The following is a 20,172-nucleotide window of genomic DNA, read 5'->3' as shown; positions in this document are numbered from 1 at the left end:
TTTGGCCGAATTGCGGCGTGACATCGTCTTCAAGACGAAATGCACGGGGTGCCCAATCAGCTTGATTTCAAACGTAGTTCACGCAAGCGGGGTGGACGTCCGGCGGTGTCGGTAGCAGGGTGGCGGCCACGGCACGACACGCAAGCACAGCCAAACCACGGAGCACGGCACCCGAAGGGAGCGGTCGTAGCGATGACCGATCAGGCACTCCCAGGTCAGGGCCCCGGAACTACGGGCCCTGGACCCGACGGAGCTGGATTCACCTATCAAGGAGCCGAGCCGGAGCTGATCGTCGTCGCACGGGCTGAGGCCCGGCTGCGCGCCGGCACGGACGGCGTACGGTCGGCCTCGGGGACGGACATCTCCGCCCTGAACATGTTCCTGAGCGACGAACAGCTCGCTCTGGAGCCGCTGTTCGGCAATGAGGAGCGGAGCAGGACCGCCCTGCCCTCGCAGCCCGCGGAACCGGTCGGCGGCCGGGGCGCGATGCCCGACCTCTCGCTCTTCTATCGCGTACGGGGCGGGGGCGACCGGGCACAGGAGCTGACCGCCCGGCTGGCCGCACTCCCCGAGATCGAGACGGCGTACGCCAAACCCGGCGCCGTACCCGCGCGGACCTCGCCCCATGGCACCCTGACCGAGGAGGCCAAACGACTCAAGGAGGGCGCGCCCGCGACACCCGACTTCACCGGCCGCCAGGGCTACCTGACGCCGGCGCCCGAGGGCGTGGACGCGTACTGGGCCTGGCAGCGACCGGGCGGCTCGGGAGCGGGCGTCACCGTCGTCGACGTCGAGGGCGCCTGGCAGTTGGGCCACGAGGACCTGGCGGACAAGCTGGCCGGCATCGTCGTCGGCAATCCGGTCCAGGACATCGCGTGGCGCAACCACGGCACGGCGGTCCTCGGCGTCATCGGCGGCGACCGCGACGAGAAGGGGATCACCGGGATCGCGCCGGAGGCGGTGACCGCGGCGGCGTCGTTCCAGGGCATCGGCTCGGCCGCGGCCATCCACGCCGCCGCCGAACGGCTCTCCCCCGGCGACATCCTGCTGATCGAACTCCACCGCCCGGGACCGCGGTTCGACTTCGAGAGCCGCGACGACCAGCGCGGCTACATCGCGCTGGAGTGGTGGCCCGACGACTGTGCGGCGATCCGCTGGGCGACGGCCATGGGCGTCCTGGTCGTCGAGGCCGCGGGCAACGGCGGCGAGAGCCTGGACGACGCGCTGTACGAACGCAGGCCCGACGAGTTCCCCGAGTCGTGGCGCAACCCCTTCAACCCGTCGAACCAGTCATCCGGGGCGATCCTCGTCGGAGCGGGCGCTCCCCCGCCCGGGACGCACGGCCGCGACCACGGTCCCGACCGGTCGCGGCTGGCGTTCTCCAACTACGGGGCGCGCATAGACGCCCAGGGCTGGGGCCGCGAGGTCACCACGGCCGGCGGCTTCTGGGACCGGGCGGGCGATCTTCAGGGCGGCGCCGAGGAGATCGCCTGGTACACGGACACCTTCTCGGGCACCTCGTCCGCGTCGCCGGTGGTGGTCGGCGCGCTGGCGTGCCTGCAGGGCATCCTCAAGGCCGCGCGGCTCGCGCAGATGAGCCCCGAGCAGGCGCGCGACGTACTGCGCAGGACGGGGTCGCCGCAGCAGGACGCACCCGGGCGGCCCGCCTCACAACGGATCGGCAACCGTCCCGACATCAAGTCGGCCGTCACCCAGCTGGTGCCGTCTTCGGTCGGCTCCGGCCGGGCGGAGCGGTACTGGGACGAGTTGATGCCGTATCCCCGTGAACTTCCGCCGCGCCTGAGGCTGTTCGTGGCCGGCGAGTGGCGCAATCTCAACCATCCCGCCCCCGATATCCGCCAGGCGGTCCATGCCGCCTTCGCGGGGGGACGGCCGGACGTTCGCGTCTGGTACTCGGACGACGAGGTCGTGGGCCTGGTCGTCGCCGGATGAATCGAAAGGGAAGGTGAACAGGACATGAGCACCACCCCGCAGATGAACCCCAGCTCCATGAGCCAGCAGTACGGGCAGCCGTACGGCCAGCAGCAGTACGGCCACCAGCAGTTCGGACAGCAGCAGCACGGGCAGCAGGGCGCGAGCACCGCCCCGCCGCCGTCGATGCAGAGCCCGCAGGGCCAGCAGGGCCAGTACCCGCTCGCGCAGGAGCTGCAGCAGCTCGGTCAGCAGCAGCCGTACCAGCAGCTGCTCCAGCAACTCGGCCAGCAGCAGTCGCAGCACCAGCAGCCGCTGTTGCTGCCGAGCGCGGTCGACAACCAGGCCGTCACCAGCGGTATCGCCACGAAGTTCTGGGACGTCGTCACACCGCTGCCCGGCCAGCCGTCGATCCTGTACCTGTTCATCAACAACGGCTGGCGCCGTCTGGTGAACCCGAACGCGGTGACGCATGACACGGTCCAGGAGGCCTTCGCCTTCGGGCAGCAGGTCATCGGGATCTACGAGTCGACGAACGACGTCATCCAGGCCGTCATCGTCAACAAGCAGTAGGGGCAACTCCCGCACCGAGGGCGCCGGGTGGGCACAGACCCGCCCGGCGCCCTCTCAGGCGCGTCCGGGCTTTACAGCGCTACTCCCAGCAGAGCGTCGACGGCACGCGAGACGAGACCGGGCGCGCCCTCGTCCGTCCCGCCCTCGGACTTCTGGAGCGCGGCCCAGCGGTCGACGGCGGCCAGCGCGGCCGGCGCGTCGAGGTCGTTCGCGAGGGCGGCGCGGATCTCCTCGACGAGGGCGTCGGCGGGCGGCCCGTCCGGCCGGGACACGGCCGCGCGCCAGCGGCCGAGACGCTCGACGGCGTCCTGTAGGACCTGGTCGGTCCACTCCCAGTCGGCGCGGTAGTGATGGGAGAGAAGGGCGAGCCGGATCGCGGCGGGGTCGACCCCGTCGCGGCGCAGCTTGGACACGAAGACCAGGTTGCCCTTGGACTTGGACATCTTCTGGCCGTCGAGCGCGACCATGCCGGCGTGGACGTACGCCTTGGCGAAGGGGTACTCGCCGGTGAGCACTTGGGCGTGCGAAGCGCCCATCTCGTGGTGCGGGAAGGCGAGATCGGAGCCGCCGCCCTGTACGTCGAAGCCCATGCCGAGGTGGTCCAGGGCGATGGCCACACACTCGATGTGCCATCCGGGCCGCCCGCGCCTGAGGGTGCCGCCGTCCCAACTGGGCTCGCCCTCACGGGCGGCCATCCACAGCATCGGGTCGAGGGGGTTCTTCTTGCCAGGGCGGTCGGGGTCGCCGCCGCGCTCGGCGGACAGGAGCCGCATCGCCTCGGCGTCCAGGTTGGACACCTCGCCGAAGTGCGGGTCGGCCTCCACGGAGAAGTACACGTCACCTTCGAGCTCGTACGCGGCACCCGCGTCCCGGAGCCGCTCGACGAGCGGCACGATGCCGGGTATGGCCTCGACGGCGCCGATGTAGTGCTGCGGGGGAAGCATCCGCAGTGCGGTCATGTCCTCGCGAAAGAGCGCGGTCTCGCGCTCGGCGAGCTCGGTCCAGTCGTGCCCGTCGCGGATGGCGCGCTCGAGGAGCGGGTCGTCGACGTCCGTCACGTTCTGGACGTAGTGAACCTGCCGCTTGGTGTCGAGCCACACGCGCTGAACGAGGTCGAACGCGTTGTAAGTCGCCGCGTGACCCATGTGGGTCGCGTCGTACGGGGTAATGCCGCAGACATAGATACGGGCGACGGGACCGGGGTCGAGGGTCACAGGACCACCGGTCGCGGTGTCGTGGATCTGGAGGTCGCGGCCCTTGCCAGGCAGGGCGGGGACCTCAGAAGCGGGCCAGGCATACATGACATGAGCGTAACCGGACGTCCGTTCCGCATACGAACCGGATCAGGCGACGGCTTGCCCGGTTAGGCGGTCTTCCGGGTTGCGCGCGGATGTGTTCGCGGTCCGGGACTGGGGAACAGCCCCAGCACCTCACACCGGCGGCCAGGGAATCGCCGGCCACTCCCCCGACGGCACCGGATGCCTCCCCGTCCCCAGCAGCGCCCCCACTCTGGACCGCACCGCCTCCACTTCCGCCCCCGTCAGCAGTTCCGCCAGACGGGTGCACAGCTGTTCGCCCTCGCCCAGCGCCGCCGCCAGCGCGGCCAGCGCCGAGGTCGCCTCCGGCGGCAGCGGGTCCCCCGCCCAGCCCCACAGCAGCGTCCGCAGCTTGTCGTCCACGTTGAACGTGACACCATGGTCGATCGCGTACAGATGGCCGTCCACCGTCGGCAGCAGATGCCCACCCTTCCGGTCACCGTTGTTGATCACCGCGTCCAGCACCGCCAGCCGCCGCAGCCGCACATCGTCCGCGTGCACCAGCAGCGCCGTACGCCCTTCGCCCACCTCCGCGAAACCGACCGCCTTCCAGCCCTCTCCCGGCTCCTCGTCCTCGACCAGCGCGAGCAGCGGTGCCGACGGGTCCGCCTCGATCCAGAGCTGGACCATGCCCTCGCCGTACGGGCCGTCCCGCAGAACCGTCGGCGGCACCAGGCCCCATCCGGTCGCCTCGGAGAGCTCGTACGCCGCCACCTCGCGCTGCGCCAGCGTTCCGTCCGGGAAGTCCCACAGCGGCCGCTCCCCGGCGATCGGCTTGTACACGCAGTGGGCCTGCTCGCCCTCGTACGAGACGGAGCAGTACAGGACCGCGTTGGACGCCTCGCGGACCCGTCCGCGCACGGTGAGCTCGCCCTTGGCGAGGAGATCCCGCGCCGTCAGGCTCCGCGGCGGTATCCGTTCTGGCGCGGGCATACGTGTCCTTCCGGATCGAGCGGCAGGCTGCACAGCGGGCACGGCGGCCGGCCGGCGTTCACCACGTCCAGCGCGCGTTTGGCAAAGGCCCTCGCCTGCGCCCCGGACAGCCGGACGCGCAGCATCGGCGGGCCGTTCTCCTCGTCCTGCAGCAGCCGTTCCTCGGCCTCCGCGAGGTCCTCCTCGGAGTCCGCGTCCAGCTCCACCAGCGCCTGAGCCTCGACGATCATGCGCTGTTCCTCGCCGTCCCACGCCAGCGCCATCGTGCCGACCCGGAACTCCTCCTCGACCGGAGCGTCCAGCGGTGCGGTGTCCGCGACGTCGGCGGGCGCGACGGCCGGCACCGGCGCGTTGCCCCCGGTACGGCGTACGACCTCGTCCAGCAGCTCGTCGATCCGCTCGGCGAGCGCGGCCACCTGGGTCTTCTCCAGGGCTACGCTGGTGACGCGCCCTGCGGCCGAAGCCTGCAGGAAGAACGTACGGCGTCCAGGCAGCCCGACCGTGCCGGCCACGAAACGGTCCGGCGGGTCGTAGAGGAACACCTGACGGGACACGTTCTGTCTCCCTCGGGATCGTGGGGTCGGTCGGTATCGGCTGCAGTGGACGACTGTCGGGCGGGCATACGGGTTTTCGGCCCGTCTACCCTACTGCGGGGAGCGATCACGGGGCGCCCGCGCCGCCCCCGACGACCGCGGTCCCGCCACCGTCGTTCCCGCCACCGTTCCCGCGCGGCGCGAGCGAGCCGAAGTCCCCGGTGTCACCGAGGCGCAGAAGAAATGGACGGGTGCGGGTGTAGCGGATCGCGGTCACGGAACACGGCTCCACATGAACCCGCTGGAAGAGATCGAGATGCATGCCGAGTGCGTCCGCCACCAGGGACTTGATGATGTCGCCGTGCGAGCACATCACATACGCTGCGTCCTCGCCGTGCGCCGCGTCGATGCGCGCGTTCCATTCGCGTACGGCGTCGACGGCGCGCGCCTGCATGGCCCGCATCGACTCGCCGCCGGGGAACGCCGCCGCGGACGGGTGCTGCTGCACGACCTCCATGAGCGGCTCGTCCGCGAGCTCGGCGAGCTTGCGGCCCGACCAGTCGCCGTAGTGGCACTCGCCGATCCGCTCGTCGGTCTGCAGTTCAAGGCCGGGCCGGGCGTCCAGCAACGGCTGCATGGTCTGCAGACAGCGCTCCAGGGGGCTGCTGACGGCGGCGGCGATCGGCACGTCGGCGAGCCGGTCGGGCAGCGCGGCCGCCTGCGCGGCGCCGCGCTCGTCGAGGAAGACACCAGGGGTCCAGCCGGCGAGCACCCCCGCGGTGTTGGCGGTGGAGCGTCCGTGGCGTACGAGGATCAGCGTGGCCATGACCGTCAGCCTAGGCGGACCCGCGCACGAGGGTGCGCCGGGGCCGTATGCAAGGAAGAATGCACGCCGTGATCGTGGACTGTGCCATCTACCGCGAGGGGTGCCGCACCAAAGGCCCCGCCGACTTCTCCGATGCCCTGGACGAGGCTCGGGCGACCGGTGACGCCTTTCTCTGGATCGGTCTCTACGAGCCGACCGAGAAGGAGTTCGATCACGTCTCGGCGGAGTTCGGGCTGCATCCGCTGGCGGTGGAGGACGCGCTCAACGCACACCAGCGCCCCAAGCTCGAGGTGTACGACGACTCGCTGTTCGTGGTTCTCAAGCCGGTGGTGTACGAGCCGGAGAGCGACGCCGTCACCACTGACGAGCTGATGGTCTTCATCGGCGACTCGTTCGTGGTGACGGTCCGGCACGGTGAGGGCGCGCCGCTCGCGGCGGTGCGCCGACGGCTCGAAGCCGAGCCCGAGGTCCTCAAGCACGGCCCCACTGCGGTTCTGTACGCCATCAGTGACGCGGTCGTCGACCACTACATCGATGTCGCCGCCGAGCTCCAGGTGGACCTGGAGGAGCTGGAGACCGATGTCTTCGCACCCGCCGGCGGCGACGCACGCCACAGCGCGGCGCGGATCTACACCTTCAAGCGGCAGGTTCTGGAGTTCCGCCGCGCCGCCGGGCCGCTGTCGGCTCCGATGGCCCGTCTTGCGAGCGCGGGTGTGCCGTTCGTCCATGAGCATGCGCAGCCGTTCTTCCGGGACGTCAGCGACCATCTGACACGAGCGAACGAGCAGGTGGAGGGGTTGGACCGGCTGCTGTCGGACGTCCTGTCCGCCCATCTCGCGCAGATGGGCGTGCGGCAGAACGACGACCTGCGCAAGATCTCGGCGTGGGCGGCCATGGTCGCGGTCCCCACCATGGTCGCGGGGATCTACGGCATGAACTTCGAGCACATGCCGGAGCTGCGGTGGGTGTGGGCGTATCCGGCGGTGGTGCTGCTGATGGCCGGGGCGGTGTACGGCCTGTTCCGGCTGTTCAAGCGCCGCGGCTGGCTGTAGGCGCCCGCCGCTCTCAGAAGGCGGGAGCGGCGGCGGGAGGCCCGTCGAGGGCGCCCCGGCGCTCGGGCATCCTCAGGCTGACCATCCGGTGCCAGCCGCCGAACCGTTCGTACGCGTACATGGCGTGGATGCCCGCGGCCAGCGTCGCGGACTTGGCCTTGGGCCAGTGCAGCAGCCGTCCCATGTGGTCCATCACGGCGAGGCTCACATCGCGGTAGACCTTGATCTCGGCGAGGGCGCTCTCGCGCAGGACCCGCTGGATCGCACGGCCGTGCCCGGCGGCGGCCAGCCGCAGCAACTCCTCGTGGCAGTAAGCCAGGTGGTTGTCCTCGTCGTTGCAGATCATGGTGATGGCCCTGCCCAGTTCGGGATGGTTCCCGAAGTACTTCACGAGCATGTCCATCTGGTCGGCGGCCCGCTGCTCGGTGACCCTGCTGTGCGAGAGGTAGACGACGATGTCCCCCTCGGTCAGCGGCTCGTCGCGGCGCAGCTTCTCGTGGGTGAGTCCGATGCCCTGCTTTTCGAGCAGCATCGTGTAGTCGGTCTCGGGCGGGACGGGGACCGGTGTCAGCCCGCGCTTCTTGAGCAGGGCGTCGAAGAGCCGTCCGTGCTTGTCCTCGTCGGCGCCGTGCCGGGTGATCTTGGGCGCGAGGGCGCGCATGCTCTCGGGCACCAGGGCGGCGATACGGCCGTTCTCCCAGCCGCCCTGCGCCTCACCGCTGGCCGCGATGGAGCAGAAGAGCTGGAAGGCGTCGTCACTGTCGACGATTTCCTGGAAGAGACTCCGGGCCGAGAGCATCACTGCCACCTCCATGAAGACATCCGCAGAAGACATCCGCAAAGAACGAGTCAAATGCGCTACGGGAGGCGAGGCAACAGGTAGGTCGCACAACTCCGCCGAATGGAGGACGGCGACGCGGGTGCCGGCCGTAACCGGAGCCCGCTTTTCGGCGTTGTGATGCATGACGGCCGTGGCGGGGAAGACCCCCGAGCCCCCACCACGGCCGCAGACTTGCCCCCTTGTGAACGGGGGCTTCGGCGCAGGCAGGCCGTTCAGCGGCCGCTTTACGCGAGCCCGGCGCGCTCCAGGGCCTCCGTGCCCGCCCGCAGGGCCGTGAGCCGCTCGTCGAGCGTGAAGCCGGCCGGGGCGAGGGTCAGCGTGGTGACGCCGGCCGCGGCGTACGCCGCCATCCGCTCGGCGATCCGCTCCACCGGGCCCAGCAGCGTCGTCTGGTCGATCAGCTGGTGCGGGACCGCGGCGGCCGCGCCCTCCTTGTCGCCGGACAGGTACTTGTCCTGGATCTCGGCGGCTTCCTTCTCATAACCCATGCGCTGCGCAAGCTGGTTGTAGAAGTTCTGCTTGCGGCTGCCCATGCCGCCGACGTACAGCGCGGTGTAGGGACGGAACATGTCGGCAAGGTCGCCCACGTCCTCGCCGACCGCGAGCGGCAGCGTCGGGCAGACGTCGAAGCCCTCCATCGTCTTTCCGGCCTTCTCGCGGCCCGCCCGCAGATACTTGATCGCGGTGTCCTCGAGGTGGTCCGCGGACGGGAAGATCAGCAGCGCGCCGTCGGCGATCTCGCCGGTCTGCTCCAGGTTCTTGGGGCCGATCGCGGCGATGTACAGCGGAATGTGCTCGCGCTGCGGGTGGACGGTGAGCTTGATCGGCTTGCCCGGTCCTTCCGGCAGCGGGAGCGTCCAGTGCTCGCCCTCGTACGACAGGCGCTCGCGGGCCATCGCCTTGCGGACGATCTCGACGTACTCGCGGGTGCGGGAGAGCGGCTTGTCGAACTTGACGCCGTACCAGCCCTCGGAGACCTGCGGGCCCGAGACACCGAGGCCGAGGCGGAAGCGGCCGCCGGAGAGGGAGTCCAGGGTGGCGGCGGTCATCGCGGTCATGGCGGGCTGGCGGGCCGGGATCTGCATAATCGCGGAGCCGACGTCGATGCGCTCGGTCTGGGCAGCGACCCAGGTGAGCACGGTGGGCGCGTCGGAGCCGTACGCCTCGGCGGCCCAGCAGACGTCGTAGCCGAGCTTGTCGGCCTCCTTGGCGACCGCGAGATTGTCGCCGTCCATCCCCGCGCCCCAGTAGCCGAGGTTGATGCCGAGCCGCATAACCGCTCCCTCTTACTGATCAGTAACGTCCCTGTTCCGCGGACTCTAGCGCGGGTTCCGGCGATCCGTCAGGGGGAGGTTGTCCACAGGCTCTCTCAGGGTGGGCCCCTGGCCAGTAATCTCAGCGCCCATGGAGCAGAGGCAACTCGGCCGTACCGGCCTGCGCGTGTCCCGGATCGGGCTCGGCACCCTCACCTGGGGCCGGGACACCGATGAGCACGACGCTGCCGACCAGCTGAAGGCGTTCTGGGAGGCGGGCGGGACGCTGGTCGACACCGCTGATGTGTACGGCGGCGGGGATGCCGAGTATCTGCTGGGCCAGCTCGTCGAGCGGCTCGTCCCACGGCGCGATCTGGTCATCGCCACGAAGGCGGGCAGCGTTCCCGACCCGGACCGGCGCTTCGACGGCTCGCGCGGGCATCTCCTCGCCGCGCTCGACGCGTCGCTGGAGCGGCTCGGGACGGATTACGTCGACCTGTGGCAGGTGCACGCCTTCGATCCGGACACTCCGTTGGAGGAGACGCTCCAGGCGCTGGACATAGCGGTGAGCAGCGGGCGCGCGCGGTACGCGGGCGTGTCGAACTTCTGCGGCTGGCAGCTGGCGAAGGCCGCGACCTGGCAGCTGGCCTCGCCCGGGGTGCGGACGCGGCTGGCCAGTACGCAGATGGAGTACTCACTGTTGCAGCGGGGGGTCGAGCGGGAGGTGCTGCCCGCCGCCCTGGACCTGGGGGTCGGGCTGCTGCCGTCGTCGCCGCTCGGCCGCGGGGTGCTGACCGGGAAGTACCGGCATGCGACTCCGGCGGACTCGCGGGGTGCGTCGGAGCAGCTGGCGCCGTTCGTGGAGCCGTATCTCGACGAGGCGGCGAGCAGCATCGTGGACGCGGTGACGACGGCGGCGGACGGGCTGGCGGCGACGGCACTTCAGGTGGCGCTGGCCTGGGTGCGGGACCGTCCTGGGGTGGTGGCCCCGATCGTCGGCGCGCGCAATGCGCAGCAGCTCACGGCCGCATTGTCAGTGGAGGCGCTTAGTCTTCCTGACGAGATCTGCCAGGCGCTCGACGATGTGTCGGCGCCCGTGCACCGATATCCCGACCAGGACTGGAGCACGCTGTGACTGCGCCTTCCGAGGGGACGCCGCCCCCAACAGCCGCTGAGCGGCGGGCCGAACCCCCGGCCGAGGACCGCGCCCCCGCGGACGAGGCCGCTGCCCCGGCACCGGAGGCCGCCGAGCCGGACGCGCCCGAGGCCGCGGACCAGGACGCCGCGGACGCAGACACCGGGGACCAAGACACCGCGGACGCAGACACCGCGGAGGCAGACACCGAGGCAGACGCCGCGGACTCTGCCGACGAGGCCGCCGCTGGTGCGGAGGGCACCGAGAAGGCGGGCGAGCTCTCCGAGGCCGAGGCCGAGCTTGCCGCGCAGCGAGAGCTGCGGGCCCGGATCGAGCAGCGCAAGGCCGAGAAGGCCGGCTCCATCGAGGCCGGCACCAAGCTGAGCGGGACGGCCGCCGATCTGCTCGCTGCCGTACGGGCCGTGGAGAGCGGCGAGAAGTCCGGCACCGCGTTCTTCGACTCTCCCCCTCGCTCCGCTGGGGGGACCCCCACCCCTCGCTCCGCTGGGGGGACCCCCACCCCTCGCTCCGCTGGGGGGACCGCGCCCGCCCCGAAGCGACCCGCGCCCGCGGCGGCCGAGCCGGTACGGCCGCGGGCTCCGGAGACCGCGCGGGCACCCGTGGCCACCGCGCCGGAGACCGTCACGGCCGTACGGACCGTGCTCACCGAGGGCGGTGCGCCCGAAGCGCTGGCGCCACAGGTGGCGGACGCGCTCGGGGAGCGGGCCGCGGAATTTTTGCGCGAGGACCCGTGGCAGCTGCTGTCCGTGCCCGGCCTCCGGCCCGAGCAGGCCGACGGCTTCGCCCGGGCGCTGCTCGGCGCGGAGTGCGGCCCGGGCGACGAGCGCCGGACGGCGGCCCTGGTCACCTGGCAGTTGGAGCGCGCTGCGCTTCAGGGCCACACCGCGCTGGAGTCGTCCGCGGTGCGCGGGGCGCTGGCCGAGCGGTCGGTACCCGATCCGGACGAGGCACTGCAACAGGCCATCGCAGACGGCGCGGTGCTGGTGTTCCAGGACGGCATGGAGGAAGAGACGGCGGACGGCGAGGAGCCCGGGCCCGTACCGGTGCTGCTGGGGCTCGACCGGTACGCCCTCGCGGAGGAGAGCCTCGCGGACGGCCTGGCGCGGCTGGCCAAGACCGGCACCGACGCCAGGTGGGAGGCGGCGGAGCCCACCGAGCTGGTCCGCGCGGTGGTGGCGAGCGGCCTGGTGGCGCACACCGGCGGCGAAGCGGCGCGCGCCGAGCCGGTCGCGCTGGCCGAAGCCGCCGGTGCGCTCGGGCTGCGCGCGGTCGTCGCGGTCCACAGCGAGAACGGCCGCCGGCGGCTCGGCCCCGAAGCGGTCACCGTCAGCGGGCTGCTCTCCGGCGCGGAGGGACCGGGCAGGGACGGGGAGGGGGCGTTCGCGCTCGACCTCCTGGTCGTGCTGGACGCGCCGCAGCTGGACGTGGAGAGCGCCGCGATGCTGGTCGAGTCGATGCCGGACGGCAGCCGGCTGGTGCTGAGCGGCGACCCCGGTGTCCTCAGCTCCGCGGGCGCGGGCCGGGTATTCGCGGATGTGCTGGCCGCCAGGGTCTGTCCGCAGATCGCCTCCCGTACACCGGACCCCGGCCCGATCGGAGAGCTGGTCTCGGGCATCGGCATCGGCGAACTGCCCCAGGTGGAGGCGCCCGGCAAGGAGGTCGTCATCGTCCCGGTCCGGGACGGGGGCGAGGCGGTCCACCGTGCGGTGCAGCTCGTCGCCGACTCCGTGCCGCGGGCCATCGGGGTGCCGCCCGAGCAGACCCAGGTGATCACCGTGGGGCACGGCGGATCCGCGGGCACCCGCGCCCTCAACACGGCGCTCAAGCAGCGGCTCAACCCCGGCCCGGGCCGGTTCGGCGGCTTCGACCCGGGCGACCGGGTCGCGTACGCCCCGGCGCTCGGCCGGACGCTGCCCGGGACCGTCATCTCGGCGGACGCGGAGGGCCTCCACATCGACTGTGAAGGCACGCGCGTCGTCGTACCGCAGGAGCGCGTCGAATCGACGGTGCGCCACGGCTGGGCGCTCACGGCGCACCAGGCCGCGGGGATGCGCTGGCCCGCGGCGGTCGTGGTGCTGCCGGGTGACGCGGCTCAGGGGCTGAGCCGGCCGTGGGTCTACACCGCGTTCAGTCGCGGCGAGCGCCATCTGTCCGTGGTGCACGGCGTCGACCAGGCACTGCCTCGAGCCGTGGCGGAGATCCCGTCCCAGGACCGCACGACGCGCCTGCGGACGCTGCTCGAGGGGCTGCTCGCCACGACACCGTGAGCGAGGGCACCGTGGCCGAGGGCGCCGTGGCCGAGGGCGCCGTGAGCGAGGGCGCCGTGACCGAGCGCGCCGTGACCGAGCGCGCCGTGACCGAGCGCGCCGTGGTGACGACATGCGACAGGCCCCCGTCGCTCGGACGTGACAGGGGCCTGCGCTACGGAGCGGGTGCTGTCAGGACTCCGCTTCTTCGTCGAGGTCGTCCAGATCCTCGCTCAGCTCGTCCTCGTCGAAGACCGAGCTGACGTCGAAGCGGCACACGATCCGCTGCGGATCCGCCTGGTCGAACGGCGTGCTCAGCCACTCGCCCGGCTCCGGGATCTCGTCCGTTGCCGACACCCACAGCGTGGAGTCGCCCTCCTCCAGGCCGAACTCCTTGTGCCGGGAGGCGATTTCATCCGGCTCGTACTCCCCGAAGAGCACCCCGAGCGCGGCGTGCACACTCGTGCCGACCACCGGGGCATTCTCCGGGCGGTCGTCCTCGGGGTCCAGGTCGGCGATGCGTTGTGCCTGTGCGAGCAGCCGCTGCGGCTCGACCACCGCGTAGTCCCGGCGGATCAGCACGCTGAGCGCGTTCGGCTCCTCGGGGCCCGCGTACGGCGGCAGCGAGTCGTCCGCGCCCGGGATCTCGAAGGGGGTCACCTCGTCATAGCGGTCATAAAGGCGCTCGTCGTACGCCTCCGCCGCCGAGGCAAGGCTGTTGAACGCGGCATAGACGGCCGGGTCGTCCTCGCCCGTGCGGTTCTCGACCGCCGCGAGGTGACGGTCCAGTGCGGCTTTGACCGCCTCGGCGGCGGCACGTACCTCGGCAGCGGTGGGCTGCGCAGCATCAGACATAGTGCAGACGCTATCCGTACAGGGGCTCTGCCCGCACAATAGATGCGATGCCGGAATACGAATTTGTCGACGTGTACGTACCGCGCGGGGTCTCCCGCAAGGAAGCGACCCGTCTGCTGACCGACCATGCCGAGTACGGACACTGGGAGTTGGACCGACTGAGTTTGCATCGGGACGGCAGCCGCAGGGTGCGGCTGCGCCGACGCATCATCCGTCAGGTGCGCGCCACCTGGTGACCGAGTAAATGGGACGGAGCGAGCCCCGCGACTGCGGGACCCGCTCCGTTTTATCCACTTTCGTACCGCTCAGCACCGCCCCGCGAGTCACACAGCCTCGTTCAGCGGTGACCGCGCGGTTACGCCCTGGCGCGGCCGCGGCGGTACAGCACCGCGCCCGCCAGCAGCAGACCCGCGCCCGCCGGGATCAGCGTGTCGAGCGGACCCGAGCCGGTCTGCGCGAGCTCGTCGGTAGTCCCGGGCGAGGTGCCGGTCTGCGCACCGGGGGTGTTCGGAGCGACCGGCTCCGGCGCGCTGGGGGTAGTGGGCTCAGTCGGCTGAGCGGGGGTCTCGGGCTGACCCGGCGTGACCGGCGGCGTGACCGGCGGCGTGACCGGGGTGCCGGGCGGCGTAACCGGGGTACCGGGCGGCGTGACCGGGGTGCCCGGCGGCGTAACCGGGGTACCGGGCGGCGTGACCGGGGTGCCCGGCGGCGTAACCGGAGGGCCAGGCGGCGTAACGGGGGGTCCCGGCGGCGTCTCGGCCCCGGGCGTCGTGCCGTTACCGCAGTCGTTGCCCGAGACCGCGTTGCCGAGGCCGCCGATGGTGACGGCGTTCCCGCAGGCGTTCACGGGGACATGGACCGGTGCCTGGATGTTGTTGCCGGAGGCGATGCCGGGAGAGTCAGTGGTCTGCCCGCCGGCCTGGGCTCCGGTGCCGGGCGTGCCGCCGTCCGACGTGTTGCCGCATTCGTTGGCGCCGGCGGGGTTGAGCAGCCCGACCACATTCACTGTGTTCCCGCAGGCGTTCACGGGGACATGGACCGGTGCCTGGATGTTGTTGCCGGAGGCGACGCCGGGAGAGTCACTGGTCTCCCCGTACGCCTGAGCTCCGCCGCCCGGCGAGCCATTGTCGGATCCGGACGTGTTGGCGCATTCGTTGCCGCCGGCGGGGTTGAGCAGCCCGACCACATTCACGGTGTTCCCGCACGCATTGACGGGGATATGCACGGGGAGCTGGACCGAATTCCCGGACGCGACGCCCGGTGAATTCGACGCGTTTCCGGTCGCCCCGGCATCCGCGTACGCATAGCTGCCGCCGAGGGCGAGTACGCCGCCCGCGGCCGCCATGGTGATCAGGCCCTTGCGAGTGACCTGTCGCATAGGTTGGTTCCTTGCCTTCACGCTTCAGGAAAACCTCCGGACTCGTGCCCGGAGGCGGAATACCCGGCGGTCCCGGAGTGCATGGCGCGCACTCCGGGACCGCCCGGGTTCAAACCCGAACCCTTATGGGTCGAGTCACAACATCACGAGTTCTCGCAGGTGTTGCCGAAGGTGGGGTTCAGCAGCCCGATCACGGAGACCGTGTTGCCACACGCGTTCACCGGCACGTGGAGGGGCGCCTGGATGACGTTGCCGGAGAGCACACCGGGGGAGTTCACAGCGGCACCCTGGGCACCCGCGTCGGCCATGGCAACGCCCGCACTCGCGAGCACCAGACCGCCAGTGGCAGCCGCAGCAGCGACGACCTTCTTGATCATTGTTCCTCCTTGTTGGCAATGCGGTCCCAGCCGCGGACCGCATCACCTGTAACGAGGAGGAGTGAGGGGGGCTACGAGGCTACGGCCCCTTTCACCCTTTTCAGTCAAGTACGCACACACTGACGATTATTGGAGTTTCGTCTCAGCACACTTCACCCGGTGCGGCTCAGCACCGGTCCAGGAATCGGTCAAGCACCCGTACACCGAACTTCAGCCCGTCGACCGGCACTCGCTCGTCCACCCCGTGGAACATTCCCGCGAAGTCCAGCTCCGGCGGCAGTTTGAGCGGCGCGAAGCCGAAGCAGCGGATGCCCAGGTCGTCGAAGGACTTGGCGTCGGTGCCGCCGGAGAGCATGTACGGGACGGCCCGGGCGATCGGGTCCTCCGCCTTGAGCGCGATCTGCATCGCGTCGACGAGGTCACCGTCGAAGCTGGTCTCCAGGGCCTTGTCGCCGTGCACGTCCTCCCGCTTGACGCGCGGGCCGAGCAGCCGGTCGAGGTCGGCCAGGAACTCGTCCTCGTACCCGGGCAGGAAGCGCCCGTCGACGTGCGCGGTCGCCTGCCCGGGGATGACGTTCACCTTGTAGCCGGCGCCGAGCATGGTGGGGGCCGCGGAGTTGCGCAGGGTCGCGCCGATCATCTTCGCGATGCCGCCGAGCTTGGCGAGCGTGGCGTCCATGTCCTCAGGGTCGAGCGGCGTACCGAGCGCGTCGGAGAGCTCGTCCAGGAAGGACCGTACGGTCTTGGTCATCCTGACCGGCCACTTGTGGCGGCCGAGACGGCCGACGGCCTCGCAGAGCTCGGTGATGGCGTTGTCGTTGTTGGTCATCGAGCCGTGCCCGGCGGTGCCGTCGACGGTGAGGCGCATCCAGTGCATGCCCTTCTGCGCCGTCTCGACGAGATAGAGCCGCAGGTTCTCGTTGACGGTGAAGGAGAAGCCGCCGACCTCGCCGATGGCCTCGGTGACGCCCTCGAAGAGATCCGGGTGCTTGTCGACCAGATGCCGCGCGCCGTAGGTACCGCCGGCCTCCTCGTCGGCGAGGAAGGCCAGCACGATGTCGCGAGGGGGCTTTCGGCCGCTGCGCAGCCTGTCGCGTACGACCGCGAGGGTCATCGCGTCCATGTCCTTCATGTCGACGGCGCCCCGGCCCCACACGCAGCCGTCAGCGATCTCGCCGGAGAAGGGGTGGTGCGTCCAGTCGTCGGCGTTCGCCGGTACGACGTCGGTGTGCCCATGGATGAGCAGCGCCGGCCTGGACGGGTCCTCCCCCTCGATCCGGGCGACGGTGGAGGCGCGTCCCTTGTGGGATTCGAAGATCTGCGGTTCGAGCCCGACCTCGGCGAGCTTCTCCGCGACGTACTCCGCGGCGGCCCGCTCCCCCGGACCCGAGTGGTCGCCGTAGTTGCTCGTGTCGATCCGGATCAGCTCACGACAGAGGTCGACGACCTCGTCCTCGCCCGTCACGGGCTTGGACTTGTCTGCCCTGTTCGACTCGCTCACGCTGTTCCTCCCGCTGTCGCTGCTGGTGGTTCCTGCTCATCCTCCCGCGAGCTGGGCCCGGACCCCAAGGGCGACTGTCCGCCGTCATACGGCCGTCACACGGATCGGGCCGTGATCGGGCACAGCCGAATGTTTGCTATGGTTTTCCACGTCGGAACGGCCTACGGCCGTGAGACATACACCTGGTCCGGGTGGCGGAATGGCAGACGCGCTAGCTTGAGGTGCTAGTGCCCTTTATCGGGCGTGGGGGTTCAAGTCCCCCCTCGGACACCAGCAAGATCCCCACGGATTCCCGTGGGGATTTTTTTGTAGCCCTGGGTGCCGTGCGTCTCCAGTACGCGGGTGGCCAGCGCGCAGCCGAAGCGGGCCGCCCGCTCCTGCGGCCACCCGCGCGCGATGCCCGCGAGGAAGCCCGCACGGAAGGCGTCGCCCGCGCCGGTCGGGTCGACGATGATCTGCGGCGCCACGGCGGGCACGTCGACCGGCGGTGCGTCGGCACACACGATCCGGCAGCCCTGCTCGCCGAGCGTGGTGATCCAGGTGCCGACCCGGGCCAGCACCTGCTGCTTACTCCATCCCGTCCGCTCGCGCAGCAGCGCGGCCTCGTAGGCGTTGGTGAAGAGGTAGCGGGCGCCGTCCATCAGCCGGCGCGTCTGCGGGCGGTCCAGTCTGGCCAGTTGCTGAGAAGGGTCTGCCGCGAACGGGAGGCCAAGGGTCCGGCAGGTCTCGGTGTGCTTCAGCATCGCCTCAGGGGCGTCGGCGCACACGAGTACGAGGTCGAGGCCTCCGGTGCGCCGGGCCACAGCCGCGAGGTCGATCTCGCCGGCCTCGGCCATGGCGCCGGCGTAGAAGGTGGCGATCTGGTTCTGGTCGGTGTCCGTGGTGCAGATGAAGCGGGCGGTGTGCAGGGTCTCGCTGATCCGGACGGAGGCGGTGTCGACACCCGCGGCGCGCAGCCGGGCGCCGTAGTCGGCGAAGTCCGTGCCTGCCGCTCCGACGAGCGTCGGGCGGTGGCCGAGGATGGCAAGGCCGTAGGCGATATTGGCGGCCACCTCCGCCGTGGTGGATCTCGAGCCGGTCGGCGAGGAAGGAGAGCGAGACGTGTTGGAGCTGGTCCGCGAGGAGCTGGTCCGCGAAGCGGCCGGGGAAGGTCATCAGATGGTCGGTGGCGATGGAGCCGGTGACGGCGATCCGCATGTCAGATCCCCGCAGCCCGGCGCAGGTCGTCCGCCCGGTCGGTGCGTTCCCAGGTGAAGTCGGGCAGCTCGCGGCCGAAGTGTCCGTACGCCGCGGTCTGCGCGTAGACGGGACGGAGGAGATCGAGGTCGCGGATGATCGCGGCCGGGCGGAGGTCGAAGACCTCGGTGACGGCATTCTCGATGACGGACTGGGCGACCACTGCCGTCTCGAAGGTCTCGACGAACAGGCCGACGGGTTCGGCGACGCCGATGGCGTAGGCGACCTGGACCTCGCAGCGGCGGGCCAGCCCGGCCGCGACGACGTTCTTGGCGACCCATCGCATGGCGTACGCGGCCGAACGGTCCACCTTGGAGGGGTCCTTGCCGGAGAATGCGCCACCGCCGTGGCGGGCCATGCCGCCGTACGTATCGACGATGATCTTCCGGCCGGTGAGGCCCGCGTCGCCCATCGGGCCGCCGATCTCGAAGCGGCCGGTCGGGTTCACCAGCAACCGGTAGTCCTCGGTCTCCAGCTTGACGCCCTCGTCGGCCAGTTCACCCAGGACGTGTTCCACCACCGACGAACGGACATCAGGGACTGATCAGCTCGGCCTCTTCCGCGAACGCCTCGATGACCCGGTCCAGTTGGTCGACGGTGTGGGTGGCCATGAAGCTCGTACGCAGCCGAGGTGAGGCGGCGGGCGGCAGGACCGGGTTCACATAGATGCCGCGTTCGATGAGCCGGTGCCAGGTGGAGAGGGTCTCCATGCCCCCGGGCGTCGGTATCGGGATGATCGGTGTGGTGCTCGCCCCGGTCTGCACTCCGGCGGCGGCGAGACCGCGGCGTACATGGTCGGCGTTGGCTTGTAAGGAGTCGACGAGTTCGGGCTCGTCGCGCAGGATCCGCAGCGCGGTCAGCGCGGCCGCCGTGCTGGCCGGGGTCATCGAAGCACTGAACATCAGGCTGCGGGCGTGGTGCTTGAGGTAGTGGATCGCCTCTTCACTGCCCGCGACCGCGCCGCCGAGGGCACCGGCGGTCGGCACCGGCCCGCCTGGCGGCCCCTGATGCTCATCTCTCTGACGCTCACCAGCACCGCAGGACTCCAGGCCGTCGCCTTCTGGGCGCTGCGTGGCGACTGGTCGCCGACCTGGTGGATCCCCAATCTCTTCCTGCTGCTCTTCCCCATTCCGGCGGTCGTGCTGCTGCTCCGGCACGACGTCGGCTCCACGGCGGCCGCCCCGGCCCCCGTTCCGCAGACATCCGATGCAGTGGGCATACAGTCACGTCGGTGAGACGCAGACGCAAGGCCCCGCCCGCGCCGCTCCCCCAGCGCGACGGCATCGACCCGGTGCGGCTGCGGCTGCCCGCCGATCCGGAGGGCATGTGGAAGACGGTGTACGACCATCTCGCCACGCGGTACGCCGACGCCATCGGGGCGGAGCAGGTCGACGCCATGTTCCGGGAGGGGCGCATCGTCTCCGCGGACGGTCCGGTCGCCGCCGACGAGCCGTACACCGCGGGGCGGTATCTCTGGTTCCACCGGGACTTCGCGCCCGAGGAGCGCGTCCCCTTCGAGGTCGGGATCGTCCACCGGGACGAGCGTCTGGTAATCGCGGACAAGCCCCACTTCCTCGCCACCACCCCGCGCGGCCGGCACATCACCGAGACTGCGCTGGCCCGGTTGCGCCGCGATCTGGAGCTGCCCGAGCTGCAGCCCGCGCACCGGCTGGACCGGCTGACCGCGGGGCTCGCACTCTTTGTCGTACGGCCCACGGACCGGGGCGCGTACCAGACGCTGTTCCGCGACCGGCTGGTGCGCAAGGAGTACGAGGCGGTGGCGGGGTACGACCCGGCGCTCGCCCTGCCCGTGACCGTACGCAGCAGGATCGTGAAGGAGCGCGGGGTGATGGCCGCCCGCGAGGAGCCGGGCGAGCCGAACAGCGAGAGCCGGATCGAACTCCTCGGGCACCGGGCCGGGCTCGGCCGGTACCGGCTGCTGCCGGCCACCGGCCGAACCCATCAGCTGCGGGTCCATATGAACAGCCTGGGGCTGCCGCTCCTGAACGACCCGGTCTATCCGGTCGTCCAGGAGCCCGGGCCCGACGACTACTCCCGTCCTCTTCAACTCCTCGCGAAAGTGCTGGAGTTCACCGATCCGGTGACGGGAGAGCCGTACCGCTTCGAGAGCCGGCTGCGGCTGAAAGCGGCGCCGGTTTAGGCG

19 protein-coding genes, 1 tRNA gene and 2 pseudogenes are annotated in these 20,172 nt (G+C 70.9%); 9 read left to right on the top strand and 13 right to left on the bottom strand.

The window, feature by feature from the left end; genetic code table 11:
* The first annotated feature begins 192 nt into the window (after positions 1-192).
* Both QFZ67_RS31695 and QFZ67_RS31690 read left to right on the top strand, forming a co-directional pair.
* The gene (locus tag QFZ67_RS31695) at positions 193-1,953 is read left to right on the top strand and encodes a S8 family peptidase (protein WP_307664472.1); all 1,761 of its coding nucleotides are present in this window, start codon (positions 193-195) and stop codon (positions 1,951-1,953) included.
* 24 nt (positions 1,954-1,977) lie between these two features.
* Positions 1,978-2,505, top strand: coding sequence for a hypothetical protein (locus tag QFZ67_RS31690; RefSeq protein ID WP_307664471.1), 528 nt, complete (start codon positions 1,978-1,980; stop codon positions 2,503-2,505).
* A gap of 71 nt (positions 2,506-2,576) precedes the next feature.
* Here the strand turns inward: QFZ67_RS31690 and mshC are convergent, their stop codons facing one another.
* The 4 genes from mshC to QFZ67_RS31670 all read right to left on the bottom strand — a co-directional run bounded on the left by mshC (position 2,577) and on the right by QFZ67_RS31670 (position 6,113).
* Positions 2,577-3,806 (bottom strand): cysteine--1-D-myo-inosityl 2-amino-2-deoxy-alpha-D-glucopyranoside ligase, encoded by a 1,230-nt coding sequence (gene mshC / locus QFZ67_RS31685; RefSeq protein WP_307664470.1) that lies wholly within the window; start codon positions 3,804-3,806, stop codon positions 2,577-2,579.
* A gap of 129 nt (positions 3,807-3,935) precedes the next feature.
* Positions 3,936-4,754 (bottom strand): SCO1664 family protein, encoded by an 819-nt coding sequence (locus QFZ67_RS31680; protein WP_307664469.1) that lies wholly within the window; start codon positions 4,752-4,754, stop codon positions 3,936-3,938.
* Positions 4,718-5,308: a DUF3090 domain-containing protein gene (locus tag QFZ67_RS31675; RefSeq protein ID WP_307664468.1), complete on the bottom strand. Its 591-nt coding sequence runs from the start codon at positions 5,306-5,308 to the stop codon at positions 4,718-4,720. Before QFZ67_RS31675 ends, QFZ67_RS31680 begins: the two co-directional genes overlap by 37 nt.
* A 106-nt stretch (positions 5,309-5,414) precedes the next feature.
* Positions 5,415-6,113, bottom strand: a complete 699-nt coding sequence (locus QFZ67_RS31670; RefSeq protein ID WP_307664467.1) for a histidine phosphatase family protein — start codon at positions 6,111-6,113, stop codon at positions 5,415-5,417.
* 59 nt (positions 6,114-6,172) lie between these two features.
* Between QFZ67_RS31670 and corA the strand changes: the two genes are divergently transcribed.
* Entirely contained in the window at positions 6,173-7,165 is a 993-nt protein-coding gene (corA, locus tag QFZ67_RS31665; protein WP_307664466.1) for a magnesium/cobalt transporter CorA, read from the top strand.
* 13 nt (positions 7,166-7,178) lie between these two features.
* Here corA and QFZ67_RS31660 read toward each other — a convergent pair whose 3' ends face one another.
* Both QFZ67_RS31660 and QFZ67_RS31655 read right to left on the bottom strand, forming a co-directional pair.
* The gene (locus QFZ67_RS31660) at positions 7,179-7,964 is read right to left on the bottom strand and encodes a ferritin-like domain-containing protein (protein ID WP_307666044.1); all 786 of its coding nucleotides are present in this window, start codon (positions 7,962-7,964) and stop codon (positions 7,179-7,181) included.
* Between the two features lie 266 nt (positions 7,965-8,230).
* Positions 8,231-9,280 carry an LLM class F420-dependent oxidoreductase gene (locus tag QFZ67_RS31655; protein WP_307664465.1) on the bottom strand — a complete coding sequence of 350 codons (1,050 nt, stop codon included), beginning with the start codon at positions 9,278-9,280 and terminating at the stop codon, positions 8,231-8,233.
* A gap of 130 nt (positions 9,281-9,410) precedes the next feature.
* On the opposite strand from QFZ67_RS31655, the gene QFZ67_RS31650 reads away from it, so the two are divergent.
* Both QFZ67_RS31650 and QFZ67_RS31645 read left to right on the top strand, forming a co-directional pair.
* Positions 9,411-10,394: an aldo/keto reductase gene (locus QFZ67_RS31650; protein WP_307664464.1), complete on the top strand. Its 984-nt coding sequence runs from the start codon at positions 9,411-9,413 to the stop codon at positions 10,392-10,394.
* Positions 10,391-12,682 (top strand): ATP-dependent RecD-like DNA helicase, encoded by a 2,292-nt coding sequence (locus QFZ67_RS31645; RefSeq protein ID WP_307664463.1) that lies wholly within the window; start codon positions 10,391-10,393, stop codon positions 12,680-12,682. Before QFZ67_RS31650 ends, QFZ67_RS31645 begins: the two co-directional genes overlap by 4 nt.
* 171 nt (positions 12,683-12,853) lie before the next feature.
* On the opposite strand, the gene QFZ67_RS31640 is transcribed toward QFZ67_RS31645, so the two are convergent.
* A complete protein-coding gene (locus tag QFZ67_RS31640) occupies positions 12,854-13,516 on the bottom strand; it encodes a hypothetical protein (RefSeq protein ID WP_307664462.1) in 663 nt (220 codons plus the stop codon).
* A gap of 47 nt (positions 13,517-13,563) precedes the next feature.
* On the opposite strand from QFZ67_RS31640, the gene QFZ67_RS31635 reads away from it, so the two are divergent.
* A complete protein-coding gene (locus QFZ67_RS31635; protein WP_005319466.1) occupies positions 13,564-13,752 on the top strand; it encodes a DUF5703 family protein in 189 nt (62 codons plus the stop codon).
* A 119-nt stretch (positions 13,753-13,871) separates the two neighbouring features.
* On the opposite strand, the gene QFZ67_RS31630 is transcribed toward QFZ67_RS31635, so the two are convergent.
* From QFZ67_RS31630 to QFZ67_RS31620, 3 genes are all read right to left on the bottom strand, one after another.
* Positions 13,872-14,894 carry a chaplin gene (locus QFZ67_RS31630; RefSeq protein ID WP_307664461.1) on the bottom strand — a complete coding sequence of 341 codons (1,023 nt, stop codon included), beginning with the start codon at positions 14,892-14,894 and terminating at the stop codon, positions 13,872-13,874.
* Positions 14,895-15,037: 143 nt separating this feature from the next.
* Positions 15,038-15,271, bottom strand: a complete 234-nt coding sequence (locus tag QFZ67_RS31625) for a chaplin (protein WP_307664460.1) — start codon at positions 15,269-15,271, stop codon at positions 15,038-15,040.
* Between the two features lie 166 nt (positions 15,272-15,437).
* Positions 15,438-16,772 (bottom strand): M20/M25/M40 family metallo-hydrolase, encoded by a 1,335-nt coding sequence (locus tag QFZ67_RS31620; RefSeq protein ID WP_307664459.1) that lies wholly within the window; start codon positions 16,770-16,772, stop codon positions 15,438-15,440.
* 185 nt (positions 16,773-16,957) lie between these two features.
* On the opposite strand from QFZ67_RS31620, the gene QFZ67_RS31615 reads away from it, so the two are divergent.
* Positions 16,958-17,045: transfer RNA gene (locus tag QFZ67_RS31615), tRNA-Leu, on the top strand.
* Here the strand turns inward: QFZ67_RS31615 and QFZ67_RS31610 are convergent.
* The 3 genes and pseudogenes from QFZ67_RS31610 to QFZ67_RS31600 form a co-directional block, all read right to left on the bottom strand.
* Positions 17,024-17,969 (bottom strand): annotated as a pseudogene (locus QFZ67_RS31610) (carbohydrate kinase family protein). The gene QFZ67_RS31615 and the pseudogene QFZ67_RS31610 overlap by 22 nt on opposite strands.
* 1 nt (position 17,970) lies before the next feature.
* A pseudogene (locus tag QFZ67_RS31605) lies at positions 17,971-18,546 on the bottom strand (methionine adenosyltransferase domain-containing protein); the annotation flags it as partial.
* A complete protein-coding gene (locus QFZ67_RS31600) occupies positions 18,542-18,994 on the bottom strand; it encodes an aminotransferase class I/II-fold pyridoxal phosphate-dependent enzyme (protein WP_307664458.1) in 453 nt (150 codons plus the stop codon). The gene QFZ67_RS31600 and the pseudogene QFZ67_RS31605, both read right to left, overlap by 5 nt.
* A 21-nt stretch (positions 18,995-19,015) precedes the next feature.
* Between QFZ67_RS31600 and QFZ67_RS31595 the strand changes: the two genes are divergently transcribed.
* Together QFZ67_RS31595 and QFZ67_RS31590 are read left to right on the top strand one after the other, a co-directional pair.
* Positions 19,016-19,243 carry a DUF5360 family protein gene (locus QFZ67_RS31595; RefSeq protein WP_307664457.1) on the top strand — a complete coding sequence of 76 codons (228 nt, stop codon included), beginning with the start codon at positions 19,016-19,018 and terminating at the stop codon, positions 19,241-19,243.
* On the top strand, positions 19,240-20,169 hold the full coding sequence (locus QFZ67_RS31590; RefSeq protein WP_307664456.1) for an RluA family pseudouridine synthase: 930 nt from the start codon (positions 19,240-19,242) through the stop codon (positions 20,167-20,169). The genes QFZ67_RS31595 and QFZ67_RS31590 overlap by 4 nt, the downstream gene beginning before the upstream one ends.
* Positions 20,170-20,172: the final 3 nt, after the last annotated feature.

The sequence above is a fragment of the Streptomyces sp. V1I1 genome, assembly GCF_030817355.1.
Classification (GTDB): domain Bacteria; phylum Actinomycetota; class Actinomycetes; order Streptomycetales; family Streptomycetaceae; genus Streptomyces.
The sequence above is the reverse complement of the archived record's forward strand: the minus strand, read 5'-3'. Positions and strand labels throughout refer to the sequence as shown.

Bases quoted from the DNA above. Each gene is read 5' to 3' on its own strand.
- QFZ67_RS31670 (WP_307664467.1), bottom strand. From the start codon at position 6,113: ATGGCCACGCTGATCCTCGTACGCCACGGACGCTCCACCGCCAACACC.
- QFZ67_RS31680 (WP_307664469.1), bottom strand. From the start codon at position 4,754: ATGCCCGCGCCAGAACGGATACCGCCGCGGAGCCTGACGGCGCGGGAT.
- QFZ67_RS31690 (WP_307664471.1), top strand. From the start codon at position 1,978: ATGAGCACCACCCCGCAGATGAACCCCAGCTCCATGAGCCAGCAGTAC.
- QFZ67_RS31655 (WP_307664465.1), bottom strand. From the start codon at position 9,280: ATGCGGCTCGGCATCAACCTCGGCTACTGGGGCGCGGGGATGGACGGC.
- QFZ67_RS31625 (WP_307664460.1), bottom strand. From the start codon at position 15,271: ATGATCAAGAAGGTCGTCGCTGCTGCGGCTGCCACTGGCGGTCTGGTG.
- QFZ67_RS31635 (WP_005319466.1), top strand. From the start codon at position 13,564: ATGCCGGAATACGAATTTGTCGACGTGTACGTACCGCGCGGGGTCTCC.
- mshC (WP_307664470.1), bottom strand. From the start codon at position 3,806: ATGTATGCCTGGCCCGCTTCTGAGGTCCCCGCCCTGCCTGGCAAGGGC.
- corA (WP_307664466.1), top strand. From the start codon at position 6,173: ATGCACGCCGTGATCGTGGACTGTGCCATCTACCGCGAGGGGTGCCGC.
- QFZ67_RS31640 (WP_307664462.1), bottom strand. From the start codon at position 13,516: ATGTCTGATGCTGCGCAGCCCACCGCTGCCGAGGTACGTGCCGCCGCC.
- QFZ67_RS31595 (WP_307664457.1), top strand. From the start codon at position 19,016: ATGCTCATCTCTCTGACGCTCACCAGCACCGCAGGACTCCAGGCCGTC.
- QFZ67_RS31660 (WP_307666044.1), bottom strand. From the start codon at position 7,964: ATGCTCTCGGCCCGGAGTCTCTTCCAGGAAATCGTCGACAGTGACGAC.
- QFZ67_RS31630 (WP_307664461.1), bottom strand. From the start codon at position 14,894: ATGCGACAGGTCACTCGCAAGGGCCTGATCACCATGGCGGCCGCGGGC.
- QFZ67_RS31695 (WP_307664472.1), top strand. From the start codon at position 193: ATGACCGATCAGGCACTCCCAGGTCAGGGCCCCGGAACTACGGGCCCT.
- QFZ67_RS31650 (WP_307664464.1), top strand. From the start codon at position 9,411: ATGGAGCAGAGGCAACTCGGCCGTACCGGCCTGCGCGTGTCCCGGATC.